The 25,140-nt window shown below is 42.6% G+C and carries 24 protein-coding genes; 4 read left to right on the top strand and 20 right to left on the bottom strand.

Annotation, left to right across the window (positions count from 1 at the left end):
- Nucleotides 1-44: 44 nt before the first annotated feature.
- The 17 genes from pstB to QPK24_RS07625 all read right to left on the bottom strand — a co-directional run bounded on the left by pstB (nucleotide 45) and on the right by QPK24_RS07625 (nucleotide 19,884).
- On the bottom strand, nucleotides 45-803 hold the full coding sequence (gene pstB, locus QPK24_RS07705; RefSeq protein WP_285747605.1) for a phosphate ABC transporter ATP-binding protein PstB: 759 nt from the start codon (nucleotides 801-803) through the stop codon (nucleotides 45-47).
- A gap of 194 nt (nucleotides 804-997) precedes the next feature.
- Nucleotides 998-1,729 carry a response regulator transcription factor gene (locus QPK24_RS07700; protein WP_285747603.1) on the bottom strand — a complete coding sequence of 244 codons (732 nt, stop codon included), beginning with the start codon at nucleotides 1,727-1,729 and terminating at the stop codon, nucleotides 998-1,000.
- 106 nt (nucleotides 1,730-1,835) lie between these two features.
- Entirely contained in the window at nucleotides 1,836-3,653 is a 1,818-nt protein-coding gene (gene pnpS, locus QPK24_RS07695) for a two-component system histidine kinase PnpS (protein WP_285747601.1), read from the bottom strand.
- Nucleotides 3,654-3,700: 47 nt separating this feature from the next.
- Nucleotides 3,701-4,666, bottom strand: a complete 966-nt coding sequence (locus QPK24_RS07690; protein ID WP_285747598.1) for a bile acid:sodium symporter family protein — start codon at nucleotides 4,664-4,666, stop codon at nucleotides 3,701-3,703.
- A 161-nt stretch (nucleotides 4,667-4,827) separates the two neighbouring features.
- Complete coding sequence (locus QPK24_RS07685; RefSeq protein ID WP_285747596.1) at nucleotides 4,828-5,691, bottom strand: SDR family oxidoreductase; 864 nt, start codon at nucleotides 5,689-5,691, stop codon at nucleotides 4,828-4,830.
- Between the two features lie 322 nt (nucleotides 5,692-6,013).
- Nucleotides 6,014-6,433, bottom strand: coding sequence for a hypothetical protein (locus QPK24_RS07680; RefSeq protein ID WP_285747594.1), 420 nt, complete (start codon nucleotides 6,431-6,433; stop codon nucleotides 6,014-6,016).
- Nucleotides 6,434-6,640: 207 nt separating this feature from the next.
- Nucleotides 6,641-7,582, bottom strand: coding sequence for a malate dehydrogenase (mdh, locus tag QPK24_RS07675; protein WP_285747592.1), 942 nt, complete (start codon nucleotides 7,580-7,582; stop codon nucleotides 6,641-6,643).
- A 12-nt stretch (nucleotides 7,583-7,594) separates the two neighbouring features.
- Complete coding sequence (gene icd / locus QPK24_RS07670; RefSeq protein WP_285747590.1) at nucleotides 7,595-8,890, bottom strand: NADP-dependent isocitrate dehydrogenase; 1,296 nt, start codon at nucleotides 8,888-8,890, stop codon at nucleotides 7,595-7,597.
- A 126-nt stretch (nucleotides 8,891-9,016) separates the two neighbouring features.
- Complete coding sequence (gene citZ / locus QPK24_RS07665; RefSeq protein WP_160032941.1) at nucleotides 9,017-10,129, bottom strand: citrate synthase; 1,113 nt, start codon at nucleotides 10,127-10,129, stop codon at nucleotides 9,017-9,019.
- Nucleotides 10,130-10,435: 306 nt separating this feature from the next.
- The gene (locus QPK24_RS07660) at nucleotides 10,436-10,831 is read right to left on the bottom strand and encodes an FxsA family protein (RefSeq protein WP_285747587.1); all 396 of its coding nucleotides are present in this window, start codon (nucleotides 10,829-10,831) and stop codon (nucleotides 10,436-10,438) included.
- 6 nt (nucleotides 10,832-10,837) lie between these two features.
- A complete protein-coding gene (locus QPK24_RS07655; RefSeq protein WP_285747585.1) occupies nucleotides 10,838-11,365 on the bottom strand; it encodes an acyl-CoA thioesterase in 528 nt (175 codons plus the stop codon).
- A 100-nt stretch (nucleotides 11,366-11,465) separates the two neighbouring features.
- On the bottom strand, nucleotides 11,466-12,881 hold the full coding sequence (gene pyk / locus QPK24_RS07650; protein WP_285747583.1) for a pyruvate kinase: 1,416 nt from the start codon (nucleotides 12,879-12,881) through the stop codon (nucleotides 11,466-11,468).
- 99 nt (nucleotides 12,882-12,980) lie between these two features.
- Entirely contained in the window at nucleotides 12,981-13,988 is a 1,008-nt protein-coding gene (locus tag QPK24_RS07645) for an acetyl-CoA carboxylase carboxyltransferase subunit alpha (protein WP_160032938.1), read from the bottom strand.
- A gap of 1 nt (nucleotide 13,989) precedes the next feature.
- Nucleotides 13,990-14,880, bottom strand: coding sequence for an acetyl-CoA carboxylase, carboxyltransferase subunit beta (gene accD / locus QPK24_RS07640; protein ID WP_285747580.1), 891 nt, complete (start codon nucleotides 14,878-14,880; stop codon nucleotides 13,990-13,992).
- 211 nt (nucleotides 14,881-15,091) lie between these two features.
- The gene (locus QPK24_RS07635) at nucleotides 15,092-15,280 is read right to left on the bottom strand and encodes a glutamate decarboxylase (RefSeq protein WP_191797943.1); all 189 of its coding nucleotides are present in this window, start codon (nucleotides 15,278-15,280) and stop codon (nucleotides 15,092-15,094) included.
- Nucleotides 15,281-15,448: 168 nt separating this feature from the next.
- Nucleotides 15,449-15,940 carry a phosphatidylglycerophosphatase A family protein gene (locus tag QPK24_RS07630; protein WP_285747576.1) on the bottom strand — a complete coding sequence of 164 codons (492 nt, stop codon included), beginning with the start codon at nucleotides 15,938-15,940 and terminating at the stop codon, nucleotides 15,449-15,451.
- Nucleotides 15,941-16,176: 236 nt separating this feature from the next.
- Nucleotides 16,177-19,884 carry a DNA polymerase III subunit alpha gene (locus QPK24_RS07625; RefSeq protein ID WP_285747574.1) on the bottom strand — a complete coding sequence of 1,236 codons (3,708 nt, stop codon included), beginning with the start codon at nucleotides 19,882-19,884 and terminating at the stop codon, nucleotides 16,177-16,179.
- A 155-nt stretch (nucleotides 19,885-20,039) separates the two neighbouring features.
- Between QPK24_RS07625 and QPK24_RS07620 the strand changes: the two genes are divergently transcribed.
- The 3 genes from QPK24_RS07620 to QPK24_RS07610 all read left to right on the top strand — a co-directional run bounded on the left by QPK24_RS07620 (nucleotide 20,040) and on the right by QPK24_RS07610 (nucleotide 21,286).
- The gene (locus tag QPK24_RS07620; protein ID WP_191798628.1) at nucleotides 20,040-20,366 is read left to right on the top strand and encodes a YtrH family sporulation protein; all 327 of its coding nucleotides are present in this window, start codon (nucleotides 20,040-20,042) and stop codon (nucleotides 20,364-20,366) included.
- An 18-nt stretch (nucleotides 20,367-20,384) separates the two neighbouring features.
- Nucleotides 20,385-20,870 (top strand): sporulation membrane protein YtrI, encoded by a 486-nt coding sequence (locus QPK24_RS07615; protein ID WP_285747572.1) that lies wholly within the window; start codon nucleotides 20,385-20,387, stop codon nucleotides 20,868-20,870.
- A gap of 104 nt (nucleotides 20,871-20,974) precedes the next feature.
- Nucleotides 20,975-21,286: a YtpI family protein gene (locus tag QPK24_RS07610; protein WP_285747570.1), complete on the top strand. Its 312-nt coding sequence runs from the start codon at nucleotides 20,975-20,977 to the stop codon at nucleotides 21,284-21,286.
- A 20-nt stretch (nucleotides 21,287-21,306) separates the two neighbouring features.
- On the opposite strand, the gene QPK24_RS07605 is transcribed toward QPK24_RS07610, so the two are convergent.
- From QPK24_RS07605 to QPK24_RS07595, 3 genes are all read right to left on the bottom strand, one after another.
- Nucleotides 21,307-22,644 carry a DRTGG domain-containing protein gene (locus QPK24_RS07605; RefSeq protein WP_285747568.1) on the bottom strand — a complete coding sequence of 446 codons (1,338 nt, stop codon included), beginning with the start codon at nucleotides 22,642-22,644 and terminating at the stop codon, nucleotides 21,307-21,309.
- Nucleotides 22,645-22,801: 157 nt separating this feature from the next.
- Entirely contained in the window at nucleotides 22,802-23,116 is a 315-nt protein-coding gene (locus tag QPK24_RS07600) for a hypothetical protein (RefSeq protein WP_407082961.1), read from the bottom strand.
- Between the two features lie 110 nt (nucleotides 23,117-23,226).
- Nucleotides 23,227-23,577 carry a YlbF/YmcA family competence regulator gene (locus tag QPK24_RS07595; RefSeq protein WP_285747566.1) on the bottom strand — a complete coding sequence of 117 codons (351 nt, stop codon included), beginning with the start codon at nucleotides 23,575-23,577 and terminating at the stop codon, nucleotides 23,227-23,229.
- Nucleotides 23,578-23,771: 194 nt separating this feature from the next.
- Here QPK24_RS07595 and QPK24_RS07590 point away from each other — a divergent pair, with 194 nt between their 5' ends.
- Nucleotides 23,772-25,139: a YheC/YheD family endospore coat-associated protein gene (locus tag QPK24_RS07590; protein WP_285747564.1), complete on the top strand. Its 1,368-nt coding sequence runs from the start codon at nucleotides 23,772-23,774 to the stop codon at nucleotides 25,137-25,139.
- The last annotated feature ends 1 nt before the right edge of the window (nucleotide 25,140 follow it).

The following is a 25,140-nucleotide window of genomic DNA, read 5'->3' as shown; positions in this document are numbered from 1 at the left end:
CTCCTCATGTAAATGAAGTGTAGCTATTAAATACGTACAATCCGTTAACCAAAACGCCCAGATACATAGTCTTCTGTTCTAGGGTCTTGTGGATTAGAGAAAATTTCGTTCGTTTCTGCCGCTTCGATCACTTCCCCATTCAGGAAAAAGACCGTTTTTCCAGATACGCGAGCAGCTTGATGCATATTATGTGTAACCATAACAATTGTGTAATGGTCTCTTAACTCTTGTACTAGTTCCTCGATTTTTAGGGTAGAGATCGGATCGAGAGCTGATGTTGCTTCGTCCATAAGCAGCACCTCAGGCTGAACTGCCAAAGCACGGGCAATACATAAACGCTGTTGTTGTCCTCCAGACAGACTCATTGCCGAGCGTTTCAAGTAATCTTTCACTTCATCCCACAGCGCGGATCGGCGTAAACTTTGTTCAACAATCTCATCAAGTACCTTTTTATCCGTTGTGCCGTGAAGGCGCGGACCATAAGCGATGTTATCATAGATTGTTTTAGGAAAAGGATTGGGTTGTTGAAACACCATACCTACCCGTTTGCGCAGGGTCTCTATTGGAAGGTTCTCACCATAAATATCTTGTCCATCAATCTCTACTTTTCCTTCAATTCGTGTCCCCGTAATCATGTCATTCATACGATTAAGTGTACGAAGAAGTGTAGATTTACCGCAGCCGGAAGGCCCGATAAAAGCGGTCACTGTATTTTTGGGAATCTCTAGATTTACATTTTTCAGCGCATGAAAAGATTCATAATATAGATTCAGGTTTTTAATATTTATCATCGTGCTGTTCATCCCTGGTTTATCTCCTTTACTGCATAGTGAGGATCATCTTCTCATACGGACTAACAGACCTCACAAAATAAAAGCTCTACATCATTGTAACGCCCTATTGTAAAGGCTATATAAATGATTGTTAACGCTATGTAAAATGTAAATCAGGAAAGCCCGCTCATCCGCATCTATTCAGCCTTAGAAAAAGCAGACTTTCATCGAAGCTGTGAAACCGTCTTTCGTTTCCCCGCTACAAGCTTGTATCCCACACCTCGTATGGAGTCAATATGAACCGTTTCGGGATCCAGCTCCAGCTTTTTTCGCAGAGAACTTACATGAACATCTACGGTTCGCTGACCTCCAATATAGTCAAATCCCCATACCGCATTCATTAAATCATCCCTAGTTAATACAACACCAGGCTTTTTAGCTAAATATAAAAGCACTTCAAACTCTTTCGGTCGAAGCTGTATAGGTTGTCCGCTCAGCGTCACTTCATACTTCTTCGGATAAATCTCAAGTTCTCCTAAGACAATTCTTGATCCATCCTCTTCATCAGGTACGGGCTGTTCCTCAATTCCCGATACCCTGCGCAGTACGGCATCCACCCTAGCCAGCAGTTCCGATACCCCAAATGGTTTGGTTATATAATCATCTGCACCCAGTTTGAGTCCCTGAACGACTTCATTTTCCCCATTTTTAGCAGTGAGAATAATAATAGGGGTCTTTACCCCCGTACTTCTAAGTTTACTTAGAACCTCAAGTCCATTCATCCCAGGAAGCATAATATCGAGCAGGATCAGATCAAACTCCTGAGAAGAAGCTCGTTCGTAACCGGATGTACCGTGATCCTCTACTGTTACATCATGACCTTCTTGGGTCAAGTTGTAGGAGAGTAATCTTGCTAGTGTAGGCTCATCTTCAATAACTAATAATCGTTGTGCCATGGTATCCCCTGCTTTCTTTTCATGTTCATTCAGTCCATAATATCATCACATTGTTATCGTGGTGTAAAATATGCGAGTCTAACTGATCTGATATCTATCTGATCATCTATTCCTCATCCGCATGTTCCTGAAGAAGCGGTAAGACGACGGTAAAGGTCGTTCCCGTACCAAGCTCGCTCTCCACCATTAACGTTCCGTGATGCAGTTCAACCAAATGTTTCACAATGGATAGTCCTAGTCCTGTACCGCCTGAATTACGCGATCTCCCTTTATCTACCCGGTAAAACCGTTCAAACACTCTAGGTAAGTCGGCTTTTGGTATACCGATCCCCGTATCACTAATTTGGAAAACGATCTTCTCTTCTCCTTCATTCTTGTCAATGGATGCCTGAATTTTCACTTGTCCACCTTCAAGAGTATAGTTAATCCCATTACTGATTAGATTCAAAAAGATCTGTTTCAGCTTATCCTCATCCGCTTCCATAAATAATTCATTAGGCACATCTACAAGAAGACGGATCTGTTTTTTCTCTGCTTCATTGCTTAGCGTTCCGATCACCATATCAAAGAACGAATGAAGATGAACCGGAGAGCAATCCAGGTTAGATCTTTTCGATTCGATTTTCGATAATTCTAATATGTCACCAATGAGGCGGTTTAAACGGTCCCCTTCATCATATATAATTTGCAAAAAGGATCGTACGGTTTCCTCATCCTTTACCGCACCGCTTAGAAGTGTCTCTGCAAAACCTTTCACGGCTGCTACTGGTGTCTTCAATTCATGGGATACATTGGCTACAAATTCACTCCGTATATTTTCGAGACGCCGAATGGCTGTGATATCTTGAAGTAAAAATAGCATCCCTCGATAACTTCCATCGTTCTCGAACATCGGAACACCGTCTAAACCAACAATTAATTCTTCAGGTGTATATAAACGCACCTCTTCATGGATACGATCTCTATGATCTATAGAAGATTCAATGAGTTTCGTTAACTCATAATGTCTTTTTTTCAGTTCATGATAGGGTCTGCCCATCACACGATGCTGTTCAATACCAAGCATACGCTCACTTTCTTTATTGAGCACAGCTATATTTTGCGTGGCATCAATCATAATAATACCACCTGTCATATTGCTCATTACACTCTGAACCAAATCTTCGCTGTCACGGATCATTTTCAGCTGAGTCTGCAGGCTGTCAGCCATACCGTTAATCGCTTTCCCCAGTTGGCCGATTTCATCATCACGATTAAATTTAACTCTTGCATCATAATCCAGTTTCGATATTTGATTCGCTACCTTCGTAATATGTTCAATAGGACTTGTAAGACTTTTCCCCACCCGATAGCAAACAAATGCCACTAGTACAAACAAAATAATAAGAGTGATAAACATAAGAAACCAGCCTCGGCCTAGACCTTCCTCCACTGCTTTCAAGCTCATAGAAAGCCTGATATACCCATCAAAGTTCCCATCTGATGAAGTTACAGGAAGCGCGATATATAACATCTTATCGCCAAGTGTTTCACTCGTTCGAATCGAATGTCCGTATGGAGTAGTCCCTTCCGTGATGGATGTAATTTCCTCACGGTTTAAATGATTATCCATTTTTGATGCATTATGCTCCGAATCACCAATGACCGTACCATCTCTAAGAATGAACGTCGTTCTAGAATCGGTGAGTTCCTCAAGTTCTGTGGCTTTTTCTGTATAGTATTTGATTACCGTTTCACGATCCCCTTGCGTCTTCATAAAAGGAAAATGGGTTTGCAACAGTTTAATCTCACGCACCATATTCTCTTCAAGGGCATTAATATGTACTTCTTTGAATACTTGACCCAGAGCCACACCTGCCGCTAAGACAGAAATAAAGATCAGCGTCATCATAATGGCGGTAAGCCGAAAACGAAAAGTCTTCATATGCGTTATTTACTCATCCTTTATATAGTTATTCTAAACATTGTATTTTACATTTCTTCTTTTTGAACGGGAACAAAACGTTGCAATAGCGCATGATGCAGTGTTGCAAGCGGCTGCTGAACCATAATTCCAAGCACAACAGGAATCGCTGCTTGCGGCGAAAAATATCCCATCGCAAGAACAAGCCCGAGTGATATATTACGCATTCCAGCTGCATAAGACATCGTCACCCTTATTTCCCGGGAAACATTTCTCATTAGATAAGAGCCTGCAAATCCAATACCATAGCATAGCGCAACTAACAATATGACGGCAATAGATACGAGAATAACACTTGTTTCCAATGTTCTTATATGAGGAGCGATGGCTGCCGCATTGAGGAGTACGACTGCAGCGAAGAATATTTTTGAAATAGGCAATGTAACGGGAGCAGACCATGCTTTGAATTTTCCTTTTGAAATTTCGTAGATGGCAACGCCAAGTACAGTAGGAACCACGATAATTAACAAGAGATCCTTCACAAGGGATACGGTGTCAAATTTGATAGCAGCTCCAAAAAAAAGTTCAATGAGCCCAGGTACCGTAAGCGGACTAAGTGCTGAATCTACAACTACCATGGCAAGCATTAAGGGCACACTTCCATAAGACATGCCGACCCATAATACCGAAGAAACGCCTAAAGGAATAATTGAGAATAAGACCAATCCCACCGTATAGTCAGAACCCGGGCCAAACAGAGCGGCTCCAAGCGCAAAAGCTATAAGAGGGGTGAGCACATGAGCTAGAAGCAGTGTAATAAATACAGGCATCGGTTTGTATACTACATTTTTCAAATGAGTAAGACCACATCCCAAAGCCATGACAAACGTGACAAAGCCAAACAAGTAGGGAACCCAGGATACAAATGGTAAAAAGAGTTCAGAAAACATAATCCCTACAATTAGGGTCAATGGAATAATAGCAAACATATATTTCTCAAACCAGGCTGCAAATCGAAGTGACCAAGATCCCATATCATATCCGATTCCTTTCCCTAATTCTATCAAATTGATCATACCATACATTAAACAGCGTACTTCGATCGTTATGTAAATTTTATCAAATTAATGTAAAAAGGTCTCATACGGATGTAAGACCGTACAAGACCTAATTAGTTAAGTTATAGCTGTTGTTATTAACCGTTCACTACTTCTCCACCGTTTACATGGATTACTTGTCCGCTTACGTAAGAAGAATCACTGGATGCGAGATATACATAAGCTGGCGCGAGTTCTTCCGGTTCACCTGGACGTTTCATTGGCTGCGTAGCTCCGAATTCACTTACTTTCTTTTCATCAAAAGTAGAAGGAATGAGCGGAGTCCAGATTGGACCCGGTGCTACCGCATTTACTCTGATTCCTTTATCGGCCACATGCATGGACAAGGAACGTGTGAAAGCAGTAATGGCGCCTTTCGTAGCAGAGTAATCGATTAGATTTTCACTGCCACGGTAAGCCGTGATGGAAGTCGTATTAATGACTGCACTGCCGCTTGTTAAATGAGGCATTGCTGCTCTTGTCATATAGAACATACTGAATATGTTCGTACGGAACGTTTTTTCCAGCTGTTCATCGGTAATATCTTCAAAGTTCTGCTGTGGATGCTGTTCTGCTGCGTTGTTCACTAGAATATCTAGTCCGCCTAATTCCTCTACCGTTTGTTTAATCGCTTCGCTGCAGAATGCGGAATCCCGAATATCACCTGGGATCAGAAGACACTTCACTCCCTCTTGCTCTACGCATTTCTTTGTCTCCTCCGCATCGCTATGTTCATCTAAGTAGACGATCGATACGTTTGCACCTTCTTTTGCGTACGCAACGGCTACAGCACGTCCAATTCCACTGTCACCGCCCGTAATCAGAGCATTCTTTCCTTTCAATTTCCCTGCTGCTTTATAGGATTCTCCCTTGTACTTCGGTCTTGGGGTCATTTCTGATTCAATCCCTGGCTGTTTGCTTTGTTGCTGTGGAGGAAAAATTTTATTTTGGTTCTCTGACATTATCTTGTTCTCCCTTCCTTTTCTAGAATGTTTAATCACGTATTTTCATAAACAAGTTATAGGATGGCTAATCTTACTGTCCTTATACGTAAATCTTTACTTCCTATCAGTAGACTATTAGTCATCCTCTTCGTTATGATTTTACCCGTCCTCTGATTAATGAAACTTTCTTGCCCACTCTATGAAAAGAAAACTCAACCCTTTTCTGAAGAAAACGCAAAAAAGACAGAACCTTCCGCAAATACTTGCGTATGATTCTGCCTTATTTCAAGATATATAGGTTGATGAATACTCTATATCGATATGTATCCTTACCTGGTTTCTACCAAGGGTAGACCATGATTCCAAGCATCACAAGCAGCAATACAGCCAAAATAATACTGAACATACGCAGTTTATTTTTTTCTGCACTGATATCTCGTTTTTCTTGAATACCTGCAATCCCTAGACGCAGGGATTTACCCATAATACCACCAATCGCCAGCATGGCTACGAAGATCACAACAACAAGAATCATCCAGGAAACAGAGTAATCTCCTTGACTCATGATGTATCCACCGCTAATAAACTGAATGATCAAACCGTATTGAGCAACACGATTGAATGTTCTTACTGCGGCAATACTTCCCTCTTGAGCGGGTGCTGCTAGTTTCATAAGTGCACTAACCACAAAAGGAAGTAATAGATAATAACCTACGGAGACCGCACCAAGGATGTGTACAAAATAAAAAATTGAACCCATTTTTTCCATTCACTCCTTTCCTACTATTTTATTATGATCTTACCCATAGAAATAAAGCCGGAATCAATCCATGGACAATAATAATGACTTTATTCCTATCTCTCAAATTATACTGATTATGAGGCATAAAGAAAAGGAAACCCTGCTCTTTTACAGGATTTCCTTATCATTTATTCACTATTTATTCATTTTATTATTAAATGAGTCCTATACCGTTACCACAGACATGACATTACGCACAGATTCAGCTGATTGATCAAGAGCTGCTTTTTCCTCTGCTGTAAGATCAAGTTCAAATATTCGCTCAATTCCGCCACCGCCCAGGATCGTAGGAACACCAAGAAATAGATCATGGTAACCATATTCACCTTCAAGATAAGCAATGACAGGAATAATCCGCTTTTTATCCTTAAGAATAGCTTCCGTCATTTGTACAAGGGAGGCAGCAGGCGCATAATAGGCACTTCCGTTACCAAGCAAGTTCACGATTTCTCCACCGCCAACGCGAGTTCGCTCTACGATGGATTCTATCCGGTCTTCTGAGATCAGTGATTCGATAGGAATGCCGCCCACACTGGAGTAACGTACGAGAGGTACCATATCGTCGCCATGACCCCCAAGCACGAAGCCCCGAACATCCTCGACAGAGACATTCAGTTCTTGAGCGATAAAAGTACAGTAGCGAGCCGTATCCAGTACACCCGATTGCCCAATAACACGGTTCTTAGGAAAACCAAGTGCATGGTATGCAGCATAAGTCATCGCATCCACTGGATTACTTAATATAATCACGATGGAATCAGGACAATATCTCTTAATATTTTCACAAACCGATTTGACAATCCCTGCATTGGTGTTCACCAGATCATCACGACTCATGCCTGGTTTCCGAGCAATTCCAGCAGTGATAATGACAATATCCGAATCAGCTGCATCTTCGTAGTCTGAAGTACCAACGATGTTACTATCAAAACCTTGAATTGGGCTTGCTTCGAGCATATCAAGCGCTTTTCCCTTCGTCGGGTTCTCTAGTTGAGGAATGTCAACAAGAACAACGTCACCAAGTTCTTTCTGAGCTATCATAAGTGCGGTAGTAGCTCCGGTAAACCCGGCTCCAACGACAGTAATTTTTTTACGCTGAATTGTCAATAGATTCGCTCCTTACAGGTTTTTTATAATCTCATTAGCAAATTCGGAACATTTCACTTCGGTTGCTCCATCCATCAAACGTGCAAAATCGTAAGTTACGGTTTTGTTATTAATGGAAGTTTCCATACCTTTATAGATCAGGTCAGCCGCTTCTTGCCATCCCAAGTGTTCAAGAAGCATTACACCGGACAAAATCACGGAACCTGGATTAACTACGTCTTTGTCTGCATATTTAGGAGCAGTACCATGTGTTGCTTCAAAGATCGCATGTCCTGTTACATAGTTGATGTTCGCTCCCGGTGCAATACCGATACCGCCTACTTGTGCAGCTAGAGCATCAGACAGGTAGTCACCGTTCAAGTTGAGCGTTGCAATCACATCAAATTCAGCTGGACGAGTCAACACTTGTTGAAGGGCGATATCTGCAATCGCATCTTTAATAATGATTTTACCTGCATCTTCTGCTGCTTTTTGAGCCGCATTCGCTGCATCTGTGCCTTCTTTTTCTTTGATTTCATCATACTGAGCCCAAGTGAAGACTTTATCGCCGAATTCAGCTTCAGCCACTTCGTAACCCCAGTTTTTGAAAGCACCCTCTGTAAATTTCATGATATTACCTTTGTGTACAAGCGTAACGCTCTTACGTCCATGAGTAATTGCATACTCAACTGCAGCACGTACAAGACGTTTGGATCCTTCGGAGGAAACAGGTTTAATACCGATACCGGAAGTTTCAGGGAAGCGAATTTTGTTAGCGCCCATTTCCTGTTGCAGGAACTGGATTACTTTTTTCACTTCTTCAGAACCTTCTTGGTATTCAATCCCTGCATAAATGTCTTCTGTATTTTCACGGAAAATGACCATGTCAACAAGTTCAGGACGTTTTACCGGAGAAGGTACCCCTTCAAAATAACGTACAGGACGCAAGCACACATACAGATCAAGTTCTTGACGAAGAGCAACGTTTAGTGAACGGATTCCGCCACCGATTGGTGTAGTAAGTGGTCCTTTAATGGCTACGATATACTCACGGATTGCTTCAAGTGTATCCGCAGGAAGCCACTCACCGTATGTATTAAATGCTTTTTCACCCGCAAAAACTTCATACCAAGCAATTTTCTTTTCGCCGTTATATGCTTTCTCAACAGCCGCATCGAGTACGCGTTTGGATGCTTTCCAAATATCGCGGCCTGTTCCGTCCCCTTCAATAAAAGGAATAATCGGGTTATTAGGAACTTGAAGCTGTCCATTATCAATGGTGATTTTCTCGCCTTCTGTAGGGAGTACGAATTTTTCAAAGTTTGGCATAATATATTTCCTCCTTGTTTTGTAAATCTACAGCATTACATGGGCATAGAAGAGCCCTGCAACAATTTTCCTTCACGGAAACTATTGCCAAGGGCGCTTTCTTTTATTATACATGTTTCTTAGTAACTAGCGACGTTCAATCGGGATATACTTCTGATTCGTTGGACCGGTATACTCTGCACGAGGACGAATAATCCGGTTGTCAGAAAGCTGTTCCAGGATATGAGCAGTCCATCCAGATACACGACTAATGGCAAAAATCGGTGTGAATAATTCTCTATCAATACCAAGCTGTGTGTACACAGAGGCTGAATAGAAATCTACATTCGGTTTCAGACCTTTTTGAGAGGTAATCAATTCTTCAATCTGAACTGACATCTCATACAAATCGGTATTTCCTTTTTGTTCTCCAAGCTCAAGAGACATTCTTTGCAGATGTTTCGCACGCGGATCGCCATTTTTATATACCCGATGACCAAAGCCCATAATCTTCTGGCGGTTATCCAGTTTATCTTGAATATAGGATTCGAGTTTTTCTACAGAACCGATCTCACTAAGCATCTTCATTACCGCCTCATTGGCACCACCATGAAGAGGGCCTTTGAGCGCTCCGATAGCGGAAGTCACCCCTGAATAAATATCAGAGAGCGTGGCTACGGTCACTCGGGCAGCAAATGTTGAGGCATTAAGTTCGTGGTCTGCGTGAAGCACAAGTGCTTGATCAAGAGCTTTGACAGAGGTTTCGGATGGTTCTTCACCCGTCAGCATATACAGGAAATTCTCGGCGATGGATACACCCTGTTTAGGCGCTACGGGTTCATTTCCTTCACGAATTCGGGCAATCGCTGCAACGATGGTTGGAAGCTGAGCCTGCAATTTCACTGCTTTGATCTCATTTGCTTCCTGTGAATCATCTTCCGCATTCTCATCATAAAGCGCCAAAGCCGAAATGGCAGAACGAAGAGCCGCCATAGTGTTTAGTTTTTTTGGATATAATTTAATTTGAGAAATAAGGGCATCAGGAATAGGTGCATATTCACTCAGCTTCTGTTTTAGGTTATCAAGTTCAATCCTGTTCGGCAGTTTGCCAAACCAGAGCAGATAAGCAACTTCTTCAAAGCAAGCATTTGATGCTAAATCATCAATATCATACCCACGATAAGTGAGAACGCCATCAACAATAGAACTGATTGAGGAAGTTGTCGCCACAATGCCTTCAAGTCCTTTGGTAGCTGTCATTTTACACCTCTCCTTTTGTACAAAATAGAGTTCTAATCAAAAATGAAAACAGTTACATAATTAAATATTCATAAGAAATTCTAGGCTCTGCAGACATCATGTGTAAAAGTATCACTTCCATCATCATACTGGATTTTGTCGATGATGTGAACAATTTGAAGGTTTCAAAGGATATCAAAGATTTCTTTCAGTGGCATAAGTATTTTTTTGTAATCACTTTCATTGACAAATAAGGACCCTTATGTATATATTTACCTACCATAAAAAGGAGCAGAAAGAAATGAATCTTCCTGCTCCTATAAATAATCAGAATCGCCGATGAATTCTAATTTTGCCTTCTTTCAATTTCTTCTCCAGCCATTTCAATAAAAAGAGTCGGTATAATGGTCTTGTTAGCGGAAAGAGAAGAGTAAAGCCGATAATATCAGTGACAAATCCGGGGATGACAAGCAGCATGCCCCCTACAAAAACACAGAGGCCATCCAGCATCTTACGGCCAGGCACCTGGCCATTTTTCATTTCTCTCTGGGTGTCCTGCATTACTTTACGACCTTCAAATTGCATCATCGCGATCCCAATCAGCGATGTTAAAACAATCATCAAAATCGTGGATCCAGCGCCGATTCTTTCACTTACCCATATAAATCCAAACAATTCTACACCGGGAATGATTAACAGCGCAGCCCACATCCAATTTCGCATGTACGGTTACTCCCTTCCAAGCCTTAAAGCCTTACTTAATGCATCGTACAGGTTCGGAAAACTTTTATCAAGTCTAACAGGGCGAAAATCACCGTTAACCCACGCATGCTGTGTTGTACCGGTAACAAGAAGCTCACCTGGAAGCTCCGCAGAGGAGAGGATAGGTCCTAAGGAGATCGGACTTTGCCCATGTAAGGACAACCCTTCATCTCTTCGCACTTCATACTCATAAGTAAGCCGAACACTGCTCATTTGATTGATTCGAGTCCAAACCGTTACACAATCATCATATTTGGCAGGTTTTCTATATTTTAGATCAAGGCCGATTACAGGTAACAGCACTCCCGCTTCTTCCATGCTGCGATATGTCAGCCCAAGACTGCGGATCATCTCGGTTCTGCCAATCTCAAACCAATTCACATAATTGGCATGATACACAACGCCCATTTGGTCACTTTCCTGATAACGCACACGAAAACAAGTACCAAACCATGCACTTTTTTCTTGCTCATTCCTATCCTTAACCTTACTCATCGATGTTCACATCCTTTACAGAGCTTCATTACTGTGAAAAAAGCAATGGGACCCATTGGCCCCATTGCTTTTTTGTCGTCATTTATTTTAATGATATCAATTAGATATGATCAATTTTAATGAGGTTCGTAGAACCAGAGCGTCCAAGTGGAATACCTGCTGTAATAACAACAAGATCTCCTTCTTCTACAATACCGGATTTTCTGCCGCCTTCTACTGCATTTGCAAACAATCCGTCCGTAGTATCACAAGGTTTACCTTTAACCGGAGTTACACCCCAAGTCAAAGCCAGCTTACGCATCGTACGGTCTTCATTTGTTACAGCTACAACTGGTGCTTCAGGACGGTATTTGGAAACCATACGTGCTGTATGACCGGATTCCGTTGAAGTAAGAATTGCTTTCGCATGTAGTTCATATGCACTAATTGCAACAGATTGGCTGATTGCCTCAGTTACTGTGATTTCTTGAGCACTACGTTGCTTTTTATAAAGCTCTTTATAATTCAAAGCAGATTCTGCTTTTTCTGCAATACGAGCCATCGTTAGAACAGACTCAACTGGGTATTTCCCTGCAGCTGTCTCACCAGACAACATGATTGCATCTGTACCGTCAAAGATAGCGTTCGCAACGTCACTCGCTTCTGCACGAGTTGGACGAGGGTTGCGCTGCATAGAATCCAACATTTGAGTTGCTGTAATTACTGGTTTACCAGCAATGTTACATTTCTCAATCATGCGTTTTTGCACAAGAGGTACCTCTTCTGCAGGAATTTCTACACCAAGGTCACCACGAGCAACCATTAAACCGTCGGAAACTTCAAGAATTTCATCAAGGTTATCTACACCTTGTTGGTTTTCAATTTTAGAGATAATGTGGATATGGCCAGCGTTATGCTTTTCAAGCAATTCGCGAATTTCAAGTACGTCACTTGCTTTACGTACGAAGGAAGCCGCAACAAAATCGATACCTTGTTCAATTCCGAAAATGATATCGTTAGCATCTTTCTCGGTAATACCTGGCAGGGAAATGTTAACTCCTGGTACGTTAACGCCTTTTTTGCTCTTAATCGTACCGCCGTTAACGATGCGGCATTTAATTTCTGTGCCATTTACTTCCACTACTGTTAAACCGATCAAACCGTCATCAATCAAAATTGTTGATCCTGGAGATACATCTCCTGGCAGATCTTCATAAGTAACAGAAATACGATCTTTAGTACCGAGGATTTCTTCGGTTGTAAGAGTAACAAACTCATCTTGAACTAGTTCAATTGGCTCTACTTCAAGTTTACCTGTACGAATCTCAGGACCTTTCGTGTCAAGCAAGATTGCAACCGTCTTGTTCAACTCTTCAGAAGCCTGACGAATCGTTTTGATACGTGCTCCATGTTCTTCATAATCACCGTGGGAGAAGTTTAGACGTGCTACGTTCATCCCAGCCATGATCAACTTTTTTGTGTTCTCCAACGATTCACTGGAAGGACCAATGGTACATACAATTTTTGTTTTGCGCATTTTTGTAGTTTCCTCCGTTTTCAAGACTCTCTTTATATATCCTTTTCCAACAATTAAATCTACTACAAATTTCGTCATTTGTATAGGAACTTTGTCATATTAATCTTTGCCGAAAGAAGAATCTTCTATAAGAGGGTCTTTTATTTTTTCTAAATTTTCTTGAAACTTTCCGATTTTGCGGAATTTGTTGTATCGATCTTGACGAAGTTCTTCCCCTGTCATACTTATTAACTCGGAAAGATGCTGTTCAATCATTAGTTTAATTGATTTAGCTGTCGCTTCATAATCAAGATGAGCTCCGCCTTTAGGTTCAGGAACAATGTCTTCAATAACTTCCATCTCTATTAGATCCTGTGCTGTAATCTTCATAGCTTCTGCAGCTTGGTCTGCCTTCGCGGCATCCTTCCACAGAATAGAAGCTGCACCGTTAGGCGAAATGACAGAATAAATGGCATGCTCTAACATAAGTACCCGGTTTCCAACGGCCATCGCTAATGCTCCACCGCTTCCGCCTTCTCCAATTACGACACAAATGACAGGTACAGACAGCTTCGCCATTTCTATTAAATTGCGAGCAATCGCTTCTGACTGTCCTCTCTCTTCCGCCGTTTTACCAGGATAAGCACCTTTAGTATCAATAAACGTAATGATGGGACGACCAAACTTGTCCGCTTGGCGCATCAAACGCAGTGCTTTTCGAAACCCTTCTGGATGAGCGCTTCCGAAAAATCGTGCTATGTTATCTTTCGTATCTTTACCTCGCTGCTGACCAATAACCGTCACCGGTCTGCCTCCAAGTTTAGCAAGACCTCCGACTACTGCTAGATCATCACCAAACAGGCGATCGCCATGAAGTTCCATGAAATCGGAAAATACAAGCGTAATAAGATCTAGTGAGGTTGGACGCTGATGATGCCTTGCAATATGCATTTTCTGAGGAGCCGTAATCGAAGAATATACTTCTTCCTCAAGTTTGGCATATCGCTCTTCTAATCGGTTTACCTCATCTGTAAAGTCAATTCCTTTTTCAAGACCGAACTGCTGAAGCTCTTCAATCTTCTTGCGCATCTCCGTAAGGGGCGCTTCATGTGGCAACTCTCCCGCCAACTTACACCTCTCCCTTCACTTCATGCATGTCTAGTAATTTGGCTAGAGTAGTCCGTAAATCTTTACGATGTACTACCATATCGAGCTGTCCATGCTGCAAGTTAAATTCAGCAGTTTGAAAATCATCCGGCAGTTTTTGGCGAATGGTTTGCTCAATTACAATTCGGCCGGCAAATCCAAAAATAGCTCCTGGCTCCGCAATATTAATATCGCCGAGCATAGCAAAGCTGGCAGATACACCGCCTGTTGTTGGATCAGTGATGACAGAGATATATAGTCCTCCCTGCTCGTCCAGTCTTGCAAGAGCACTGCTTGTCTTAGCCATCTGCATTAGACTTAAGATACTCTCCTGCATTCTAGCTCCTCCGGATGTGGAGAAGATAATGAGAGGCAACTTTTTCTGAGTCGCTTTTTCTATAGCCCTTGTGATCTTTTCGCCAACCACGGAACCCATACTTCCTGTAAAGAAGTCAAAACTCATAACACAGACCACTACAGGGTGACCATCTATGCTGCCTTCACCAGTAACTACAGCATCCTTCAGACCTGATTTCATGGTTTGTTGTTCAAGCTTTGATTTGTAACCAGGGAAATCTAATGGATCCACTGAGACCATATCTGCGTCATATTCGATAAAGCCTTCATCAAGTGTCATCTTGACACGTTCCATTGCATTTAAACGCATATGATAGCCGCACGAAGGACAGACTTTCAGATTCTTCTCAAGCTCTTTACTATATTGAATCGTGCCACATTTACTGCACTTGTTCATGAGCCCTTCCGGGACCTCACGTCTTGGGCGGTCCACTCCTTCAGGAGCATCATTCTGCCCTGTTCGCTCTGAAGGTATGGTCGCGTATTTCCGCTTTTTCTGGAATATATCTTTGAACACAACTACACCTCTTCAGCCGTAAATTTGATGGCTTGCTAGTCTAGATATGACCAGCCATTAACAACATAGCATGGGCAAACATAAAAAGTGCCTATACGCAAAAAAAAGAGGAGACAGACACACACAGACAAGGGAGTCGTTCGCTCTTTCCTTTAAATTCCCTGCCGCATAGAATAGGTCCGCAAACAAGAATAGAACTCCATTGCTTCATCTAGGAATGCAAGATGGAATTCAGTACTTCCTGAACCTCTTCTAACTCACCGGAGGGAACGAGAATTTCATACTGTTGCTTGGATAAACTGATGGGACGGGTCTGTACTAGAAATCCTTCATCCGCAAGCCGAGTTTTTAGTCTGTCAGCAATTTTTGCTGTCGGTGCAATATATATCACCGTCCACATGCCATTTCCGCCCCCTAAGCCCTATGATTAAAGCTCGCATAATGGCTTAATGATAACATAACTCTCTTTTTTTTCGCAAGAAAGGCTTGGAGGCAGAATGATTCATGTGTTTTTCCCTATTCATGTAACTATTGTTTTCGCCTATTTTCACGGAAGATAAACCTTTATTTATGGATTAAAAGGATAATTTTTAGCGCTGATGTTCTTATGAGCAATTCTGGCAGATGCGGCTGCGGCAAGACCTGCAACTAAATCATCCAAAAAAACATGAACTCCTGAATTTTTGTCATTCAGTGTTTCAATGATCCCCATCTTCTCTTTATCTAAGTAGCCGAAACTCGTCAGCCCAATCATTCCATATACACTAGTAATACCAAGTGCTAGAGTCTCGTCCACACCATAAAGCGGCTCATCAGCTTCGAGCAGTGCCTGTAGCGGCTGAGGTAACAGTCTTTTCTCTGCGAGCTCATCCAGTGCAATTCCTGTGTAAAGTGTATACTGGACTTCCCGTTTACCTAAAACCGCACGAACACTTTCCACACATTCTTCTTCTCTCAGTTCCGGGTGAAACTTTTTCTGAAGGGTGAACACGATCTCTGCAATCGATTCAATCGTCACACCTCGTCGTTTCAGCATCGCTTCCACAATTTCATATGACATCCGCTGATTCCCCCATCCCTGTAGCCATGATTGTCTCATTTAGAAAACGTCTATACCAAAGTGAGAGCAAATCATCTACTTAAAAATGCACCAAATGTTTGGTGTTCCTAAGTGTATGCAGCGGGGATGGAAATTGTTCGTAAAAAGTACGTTAAATGAATCATTTTCACAAGATCTTACTCTTGCTTTAATCACTGCTTTAATCACTGCTTTAATCACTGCTTTAATCACAGGTATTACTTCACTACGACGGTTCCTTTACCCAAAATTTCTTCAAGCCCGGCAATCAGTTCTGGAGAAGGTTTGATACTATACGCATCACTTAATGCTCTATAAGACCTGTGCTCTTCATAGAATAAGACAGTTGTTACAGGTCCGGGATGCTGCTGTAATACAGCCTTCAGTTTTGTAAGGACACCCGACTTTTCTGCTGCTGATGTTATCTTCATATACACCCGCTGTTTTACACGCACGTTAAGTTTAGGTGTCGACTCGTTCCCAGATCCTGATTTCGTAGTCTCTTTCGCTTTGTGAGAAGCATAAGAAGCCCCCCTCGGCGATGTATTCACTTTAGCACGGTTTTCCGCTTCAGAAGATCGCTGCGGCAGAGGGGAAGGAGCCGTCTTCGCCCGAACAGAGGAACCATATTTTTTATCCTGCCGCCCTGTATTTCGCTGTTTCTGTAAGGCTAGACGATGCAGGTTCTCACCGGATAAAGGAGCTATTTCGTCAGCAAGGAGCTTAAATCCTTCATCCTGGAGCTGTACTTTTGCTCGAATCGCAAGTAATGCACCTTTATCAATCAGTTGCTCGCTTTTCCGCCATACTTCTGGAAAAAGAACTACTTCTGTCCGCTCGATCTGATCCTCAAGCTCCATAAAGGCCATCGATTTCCCTTGTTTGGTCGTAATCTGTTTGACCGACACAACCATGCCTGCGGTTACAACCACTGACTCATCTTCGGCATCTGTAAGTTCCATCAGCTTGCTTGCTTCTTCTGTCTCCAAAACATCACTATAATCATCAAGCGGGTGCCCAGAGAGGTAAAGCCCAAGCAGTTCACGTTCGAGTTCAAGTTGTTGTGACATGCTATGTTCGGGTATATTCGGATACTCAATCTCCCAATTTGGTGTTTCTACAAAATCAAAAAGTTGAATCTGTAAATCTTCTCGCTCTTTCCGCCATTTCAGAGCCGCTTCTACCACCTCATCGAGCATGGCAAGCAGCTGTGCCCGGTGGCCTGGAAGCTTGTCAAAAGCACCTGCCTGAATTAGGGATTCAATCACCCGTTTATTGCAGACTCTAAGGTCGACTCTTCTGCAAAAATCAAGCAAACTTTCAAATGGACCGTCTTTGCTGCGAACAGCAAGAATACTCTCCATCGCTTGAGTTCCCACATTTTTAATGGCAGCGAGCCCGAATCGGATAGATCCCTGCGGCTTCTCTTCTTTGGCCGGTTCATCCCCAGGAAGTTCTCCATTATGTCCTGCAATCGGAGTGAATAAAATCCCGCTCTCATTCACATCAGGCGGAAGAATCGGAATCCCCATCCGTCTGCATTCGACAACATATTCTGCTACTTTCCGGTGATTTCCCATGACCGCAGTTAACATGGAAGCCATAAATGGTGCAGGATAATGTGCTTTTAAATACGCGGTTTGAAACGCCAAAATCCCATAGGCTGCCGCATGCGCACGCGGGAACCCGTAGTTAGCAAAACGAACAATCATGTCATAGACTCGGTCCGCCTCTTCCTGGCTATAACCTTGCGCTGCGCTTCCTTTAACAAAGTGTTCCCGCTCCAGGTCGAGCACTTCTCTTTTTTTCTTAGACACAGCTCTGCGCAGCAAATCGGCTTCTCCAAGTGAAAATCCAGCCATGCTTGAAGCGATCTGCATAATCTGCTCTTGATATACGATAATCCCGTACGTGTCTTCTAAAACAGGGATGAGATCTTTATGCGGATACTCCACTTCAATGAGTCCGTGTTTACCCTGAATATACTTAGGAATAAACTCCATTGGACCTGGACGATAAAGAGCAAGTACCGAGATGATATCTTCAAAAACAGAAGGTTTCAGATCCTTCAGCACCTTCCGAATTCCTGCAGATTCCAATTGGAAAATGCCTGTCGTATCCCCATTACCCAGCATCTCATAGGTCTTCGGATCATCATCAGAAATATACCGGAAATCTGGAGCTTTGCCTTCCTGTTCACTAACCCAGCGTAAACAGCGTTCGATGATGGACAGAGTTCTTAGTCCCAAAAAGTCCATCTTGAGCAGACCAATTGATTCCAGGTTTTCCATTGAGTACTGCGTCAGTGCTGCTCCTTCGCTGCCTTCCTGAAGAGGAACCACATCTGTCAGCGGATCTCTCGATATAACAACCCCGGCCGCATGTGTCGAAGCATGTCTTGGCATGCCTTCTACTTTTTTCGCCATATCCAGCAGTGCTTTTGTTTTGGGCTTGGTTTCATAAAGTGCTTTGAGCTCAGGAGTTAGTTCGAGCGCCTTGGCAATATTCATGCCAATCTGACCTGGAATCAGCTTTGCTGCTTTATCAACTTCTGCATACGGAATGCTGAGTACTCTTCCCACATCCCTTACTGCAGCCCTCGCAGCCAGTGTTCCAAAGGTAATAATCTGTGCGACATGTTCGCGGCCATATTTTCTCGATACATAGTCGATCACTTCATCTCTTCGCTCATCACTAAAGTCAATATCGATATCAGGCATCGTAATCCGCTCGGGATTTAGGAACCTTTCAAAAAGAAGCCGATATTTTATCGGATCGACATTTGTAATGCGCAGCACATAAGCAACAAGGCTGCCCGCTGAGGAGCCCCTTCCTGGTCCGGTCGCAATGCCTTCCTGATGAGCATAGGCAATAAAATCCCATACAATTAAGAAGTAATCAGAAAATCCCATTTCTTCAATTACGCCAAGCTCATAATACAGCCGGTCAAATAGTTCCTTTTTCCCTTCTGCACTGCTAAAGTGGCTTGTATCCTCATATCGTGATCTAAGTCCTTCTTCACACAGCTGTTTAAGATACTCGCCTGGTGTGAGTCCTTCTGGTATCGGTCTATAGGCCGGGAGAATATAGTTTCCAAACTCAAGTTTTAAGTCAATACGCTCCGCGATTCGCACTGTATTTTCAATTGCTTCTGGTACATGCGGAAACAGACTTTGCATCTGCTCACTGCTCTTTAAATAAAGCTGGCTTGAGGGGATGCGAAGCCGGTCTTCATCATCCACAGTCTTCCCCGTACCAATGCAGATGAGTACGTCCTGAACTTCCGCATCTTCTTCCGACAGATAATGAGCATCGTTCGTTGCAACGAGCGGAATATCCAGTTCTTTTGATAAACGAATGAGTTCAGGGTTCACTCGTTTCTGTTCAGAGAGACCGTGATCTTGCAGTTCAAGATAAAAGCGGTCTCCAAATATCGTTTGATAACGAATAGCAGCCTCTTTAGCCTCATCTAACCGTCCCATGAGTATATGCTGCGGAATCTCTCCACCAAGACACGCACTTAAACAGATAATGCCTTCACTATATTCTGCTAGGCTCTCCATATCGATTCGAGGCTTATAATGAAAACCTTCCAAATGACCAATCGAGCAAAGTTTCATGAGATTTTGATAACCGATGTGGTTTTGAGCAAGCAATATCAAATGATAGATGGGCTGATCTTTGCGGTTTCCCCGTTCATGACGAGAACCTGCTGTTATATAAGCTTCACAGCCGATAATCGGCTTGATTCCTTTTGCTACACATGCTTTATAAAAAGGGATTGCTCCATACATGACCCCATGGTCTGTTAATGCAAGAGCCTTCATCCCATCGTTTGCTGCCTTGTCCACGAGCTCTACAATCCGTGCAGCACCGTCAAGCAGGCTGTATTCGCTATGAACATGTAAATGCACAAATGAACTCATGACTGTTACATCCTTCCCTTAATCATATTTCACGTATTTTATCTTTTCTATTTTATCATATCAAGGCAGGCTCCGCCCATAGAATAGAGTACAAGCAAGCTATGTCCTTCCTTTCTAGGATTCACACGAAGGAGGACAGAAAGGAGCCGGACCACATTATGAGTTTCATGTCTAAGATTATCCTTGATTTCTTTATTGCGTTTGGCATTGTACTCGGCGGGGCAATGCTCGGCGGAGTCGGTGCAGTGGTATCCCTTCAGCCTCCTACTCAGACGATGCTGGATGTTGCAGGCAGAATAAAAATTTGGGCTCTAGCCGCTGCTGTCGGTGGAACGATTGATCCCATGCGTGTCATAGAAAGCAATATGCTGGATGGGAACTTATCTCCTGCGATTAAACAAATCTTGTATCTGATTTTCGCTTTTTTAGGTGCTCATATGGGGACAGAGCTAGTCAAATGGATATGCACAACACGAAACTAGGAAGGAGGTAAACGTATCATGCGTGTACCGCCAACCTATCTTATACGTCCTTTTATCCAATTATCCGGTGTCTTTGTGCTGGGTATGATTATCGGATGCGTCGTCTACAATGCCGTATTTCACGCAAGTTACAATGAGCTTTGGCTTGAAAACAAGGATTTAAAGATTCAAGAAGAACAGTATATTGAAGATATAAAAACCTTAAAAAAATACAGTAAACGACAAACCGTAATCAAAGAAATTCATGTACGTGCAGAAGAATCAGACAAGATCCCCGACTCGGTTTCGGTGAAGGAGATTATACAACTGTTAGGTGATGAACTCGAGGTGCTGCGGGGCAGAGATGTATATAACATCGATGAGTATAGTAAAATGACACGAATTATGATGGATAAAAAAACATATACGGTAAGAGAGAAGCCGTACTCTGTGAAAATTACAACCATGCTTGTTATGGAAGGTGTGCTTCAAGTATGGATCGAAATCACGCCATCTTTTCGTTAAGAAAGGTTAAAGCCCGCGGGATTTTTTTAATATACGAGTTGAAATTCATGATACAATGAGGTCAACATGTATATTTTTCCCAAAAAGGAGCTGTCTTACCAACAATGCTAGATATCATTAGATACATTTTATTTGCACTGCTTCTTATCTCTACAGTCACGGCGGGTATCTCTAGTGTTCGCAGCAGAAGGTCTCGTGATCTGCAGCAGAGAGGCATTTTACAAGCAATCAGCAATATCTGGATGGGTATCATGCTGATTGTACTGGCTTGTATCCAGATGTTCATGTTTCAGGGGTCTACGATTGCCGTCATCATCGAAGCGATCTTTCTTGTTCTTGGCGCATTCCATGTATTTTCCGGTATTCGTAACCACAGTTACTATGCAAATCAAAAAAGCGAAAAGTCCCCTGTATAAGGTGGACTTTTCGCTGTAGTTTATACCCGGTCAATCGCTTGAAGGGTCATGATTGCTTTACAGATTAACTTATGATCTTCATGGATAATATCAATATCCAATTTACAGTTCAGTCTGCTGACTTCAAGAATTCTCGGCACAATACTAATCTTGTCTTCAATCTGTACAGGCCGTACAAAATAAGTTGTTATATTCTCGAGTACATGATCACTGCCTGTCTTCTCCTGAGCAGCTTTATACCCCGCCTGCGTCATTAAGTTGACAAGTACACCTTCCGAGATCGTACCTAAGTCCGTAGCCATCTGCGGAATGATAATCCCATTATATCTAGTCTCTCCTTCAGGTCCTCGCTCTTCTACAAAACCATTCCATATCAAATGATCGAACGTTTCACCAAGCTGCGGTTGTTTCTGTGCTTCTCGCATGGCATCCAGCACTTCTCTGCGTTTAACCGAGGTAATGAGCTTCCGATTTCGATCCACAATCGGTAAATAATCAATCCCCTCCGAAGCCATTAACTGAGCCGCAGAAGCAAGAGAAGTTTTGAGGGTTGCTGTAACCGGCTTACGCACCACACATTTCTCGATCGCCTCGTTCTGATCCAGTTCAATGACATCTTTGCGAGTAATAATCCCGATGACCCGATTCCATTCATCTATAACCGGAAAACGGAGCTCGCCTGTTTCCAAGACCAGCCTGCTGAAATCGGAAACCGTACTGCTAAGTTTCAGATAATAGGATCTGGGCTTATCTCCTACGATGTCTTCAACAAGCATAATCTTTTTCTTAATCAGTCGATCAAAAATAGCCCTGTTGATCATAGATGCTACTGTAAAGGTGTCATGTCGGGATGAAATAATAGGAAGGCTCAGCTCATTCGCAAGCTGGATCACCTCTGCACTTGTCTCGAATCCTCCTGTAATCAGGACCCCAGCCCCCTGATTCAAAGCCAGTAAATGAGCATTGTCGCGATTACCTACGATGAGCAGACTGTCTGCATCAATGTATTTAGCCATCGCTTCTTCTTTCATGGCACCGATCACATACTTGTGCAGTGGTTTAGAAAGCCCTTCTCTGCCTCCAAGAACAAACCCTTCGACAATCTCTACTACATCTCCAAACGTCAACTGTTCTGAAGCACCGCGCAATCTTTTCTCTACTCTTATCGTTCCTACTCTTTCTCTTGTAACAACAAGTCCCGCATTTTCTGCTTCTTTTACAGCTCGGTATGCCGTTCCCTCACTTACACCTAGTTCTTTTGCCAATCCACGAACTGATATTTTTGTCCCGATTTTTAGATGCCTTATGTATTCAAGAAGCTGCACATGCTTCGTAACGTTTTCTTCGTTCCCTTCCAATCTGTTACACCCCTTTATTTCGGAACTGTACTAGTCTGTACTCATTATATCACGAACTACATAAAATAACCAAAATTAGGTTTTTAATAGAAACAAAAAAAGGGTTGTCCTGAAGCCATTTCCAGCTTACAGAACAAACCCCTTACGTGTGAAAGATTCACTGTGAACGCTCCTTAGCAGGAACAATTTTCACCGTCTTCCCACTTTCCTTATCTTCCATCCACTTTAGTTCCCACTGACGAAGTTTCGATTTACGTACTCGGTCAAGTGCTTTTTTCTTCTCCTCGTCTACACCCAGTATAAAGTGCAGATTAGCACCAATAACGAGAAGGGCAAAAGCTAACCAAGTAGCACTGAATGCTCCACTCCATCCGGTAAACGATAGATTAGGCAAGGCATAAAGCGTCATTCCACCGGCAATAAGCATGTAGAAAATATGTTTTGCCTTCGATAATTTTAATCTTCCTATCACATTTCTCACTCCTCTTTCTCATGAATCTATATATCTACTCTATGAATGAGAAGTGGTAAATATGTGGACAAATTAGGAAGTGTGAGAAATTAGAGAATCGATCCTATCGATTACTGATTTGCAGGTCCGCCATATAGATGTTGCAGGCTTTCCATAATAATTTTGTTTACATCTTCAATAATCACACTCAAACGGCGTTCAGCTTCAAATAGTCTGCGGATATTAAGATTCAGGCTTAGAACTTCAAATGATTTTTCCATTTGTTCCATCTCTTCTTGAGCCGGCATATCACCTGACATCATGCGCTGCTGAATTTCGTTCTGGCGTCTGCGGAAGTCTTCGAGCATACGTTTGCTGTCTGGATCTGCATCCACCAATTTCATAGCTGCTGTAATTTCCTGTACTTCTTCGCTTTCTTTCAGTGCTTTTGCAAGTTCGTTAGCTTTGTCATGAACATTCATTAATAATTCCTCCCAGCTGATTTTAAATAATACTTCGTTTCTAGGTTAGGTTTCAGGCAAGTGAAAAACAATTTTAAAAAGTAGGTCAATCACCAAGGGATATATGTCCTCATATGATGAATTACATGCATTGTTCTATTACCCATTCCACCCTAAAACAGACATCTTGTTTGCCCCCTGGAAGGAGATCCACGATGTCAAAGAAAAAAGTAGCGATCCAAATAAGCGGATCTGGCCTTCTGCAGGATGACGTCGTGATGCTCGGGGATAAATTTCTCAAGCAATGGAAAATCCCCACTGGACGTCCGTTAATCCTCGCATTCGGAAGTTTGAGTCAAGAAGTAACCGTTCTTTCCGTCCCGAAATACGAAGGGATGCGGATGAGTCCCTCCTTTGCTAAGAAACTGGGTCTCATTCACCGTTCTGTCCTTCAAATTCGTTATCATGCCGACAGCCGTACACTACGTATTGGTCCGCTCATTAGTGTTCTAATCAGCAGAGACTACCCGGAACAGCTTGAAAAACCTTTTGGTTCAATCACCATGTTCTGTAGAGAACTGGTCGGTGCGTGTCAAAAACAGGGTGCGTATGTGTATTTCATTACTCCAAGTCACGTCGAAACGGTAACTGGGCAAATCGAAGGCTGGATTTACGACGATGGCTGGAAAAAAACAGTCATGCCAGTAGCCGACGTCATCAATAATCGGCTTACTTCACGCAAACTTGAGAATAAACCTAGCGTACAGCATTTTGTGAAGGAAGTAAAATCCCTGTACGGAACAGAGATGTATAATGAGAAATTTCTCGATAAGCATGAAGTATTCGAAGCGCTGAAGACAAATGCTGGACTTAAACGATATTTGCCTGAATCCTACCTGCTTAAGTCCTTTTCTAGATTTAAAAGTATGTGTTTGGCTCATCCCGTTGTATTTCTAAAACCTGTACGGGGCAGTCTTGGCAAAGGTATTATTCGAATTTCACGGCAAACGGACGGCTCCTATCTGACTCATGCCACCTTAGTAGGCGGTGTACAGAAACAGACTTATCCGACTCTAGCCAAACTTTTCACAGGATTATCAGGTAAGATGAAAACAACAAAATATCAGATCCAGCAAGGGATCCCGCTGATTGATATTGGGAAAAAGCCGGTAGACTTTAGAGCCTTGGTTCAGAAGAATAACACAGGAAAATGGAAGGTTACCTCTATTGTGGCGCGAATCGCCGGAGGAAGCCATTTTGTGTCGAATCTGGCTAGAGGCGGCTCCCTTAGTACGTTAAAAGAAGCGGTGAATAAAACGTCACTGCCTCCGGAAGTCAAAAAAAATGCCCTTGCGCAAATGCGCCGAGCAGCCCTTGATATTGCTGCAGCCATTGAAGAAACCATCCCAGCTCACTTTGGAGAACTTGGTATTGATCTTGCTATGGACACATCAGGAAACATTTGGCTTATTGAGGTGAATTCCAAGCCTTCCAAAAATGATAACACACCGCTTTCGGATAACAAGATACGCCCTTCTGTAAAAGCAATGCTTGAATATTCTGCCTATTTGGCAGGCTTCTAAA

The organism is Paenibacillus polygoni (assembly GCF_030263935.1).
Lineage (GTDB): Bacteria > Bacillota > Bacilli > Paenibacillales > Paenibacillaceae > Paenibacillus > Paenibacillus polygoni.
The sequence above is the reverse complement of the archived record's forward strand: the minus strand, read 5'-3'. Positions and strand labels throughout refer to the sequence as shown.

Excerpts from the sequence above, each read along its gene's own strand:
- pstB (WP_285747605.1), bottom strand. The coding sequence starts at position 803 with ATGAACAGCACGATGATAAATATTAAAAACCTGAATCTATATTATGAA.
- QPK24_RS07700 (WP_285747603.1), bottom strand. The coding sequence starts at position 1,729 with ATGGCACAACGATTATTAGTTATTGAAGATGAGCCTACACTAGCAAGA.
- pnpS (WP_285747601.1), bottom strand. The coding sequence starts at position 3,653 with ATGAAGACTTTTCGTTTTCGGCTTACCGCCATTATGATGACGCTGATC.
- QPK24_RS07690 (WP_285747598.1), bottom strand. The coding sequence starts at position 4,666 with ATGGGATCTTGGTCACTTCGATTTGCAGCCTGGTTTGAGAAATATATG.
- QPK24_RS07685 (WP_285747596.1), bottom strand. The coding sequence starts at position 5,691 with ATGTCAGAGAACCAAAATAAAATTTTTCCTCCACAGCAACAAAGCAAA.
- QPK24_RS07680 (WP_285747594.1), bottom strand. The coding sequence starts at position 6,433 with ATGGGTTCAATTTTTTATTTTGTACACATCCTTGGTGCGGTCTCCGTA.
- icd (WP_285747590.1), bottom strand. The coding sequence starts at position 8,890 with ATGCCAAACTTTGAAAAATTCGTACTCCCTACAGAAGGCGAGAAAATC.
- citZ (WP_160032941.1), bottom strand. The coding sequence starts at position 10,129 with ATGACAGCTACCAAAGGACTTGAAGGCATTGTGGCGACAACTTCCTCA.
- QPK24_RS07660 (WP_285747587.1), bottom strand. The coding sequence starts at position 10,831 with ATGCGAAATTGGATGTGGGCTGCGCTGTTAATCATTCCCGGTGTAGAA.
- QPK24_RS07655 (WP_285747585.1), bottom strand. The coding sequence starts at position 11,365 with ATGAGTAAGGTTAAGGATAGGAATGAGCAAGAAAAAAGTGCATGGTTT.
- pyk (WP_285747583.1), bottom strand. The coding sequence starts at position 12,881 with ATGCGCAAAACAAAAATTGTATGTACCATTGGTCCTTCCAGTGAATCG.
- QPK24_RS07635 (WP_191797943.1), bottom strand. The coding sequence starts at position 15,280 with ATGTGGACGGTGATATATATTGCACCGACAGCAAAAATTGCTGACAGA.
- QPK24_RS07630 (WP_285747576.1), bottom strand. The coding sequence starts at position 15,940 with ATGTCATATGAAATTGTGGAAGCGATGCTGAAACGACGAGGTGTGACG.
- QPK24_RS07625 (WP_285747574.1), bottom strand. The coding sequence starts at position 19,884 with ATGAGTTCATTTGTGCATTTACATGTTCATAGCGAATACAGCCTGCTT.
- QPK24_RS07615 (WP_285747572.1), top strand. The coding sequence starts at position 20,385 with ATGCGTGTACCGCCAACCTATCTTATACGTCCTTTTATCCAATTATCC.
- QPK24_RS07610 (WP_285747570.1), top strand. The coding sequence starts at position 20,975 with ATGCTAGATATCATTAGATACATTTTATTTGCACTGCTTCTTATCTCT.
- QPK24_RS07595 (WP_285747566.1), bottom strand. The coding sequence starts at position 23,577 with ATGAATGTTCATGACAAAGCTAACGAACTTGCAAAAGCACTGAAAGAA.
- QPK24_RS07590 (WP_285747564.1), top strand. The coding sequence starts at position 23,772 with ATGTCAAAGAAAAAAGTAGCGATCCAAATAAGCGGATCTGGCCTTCTG.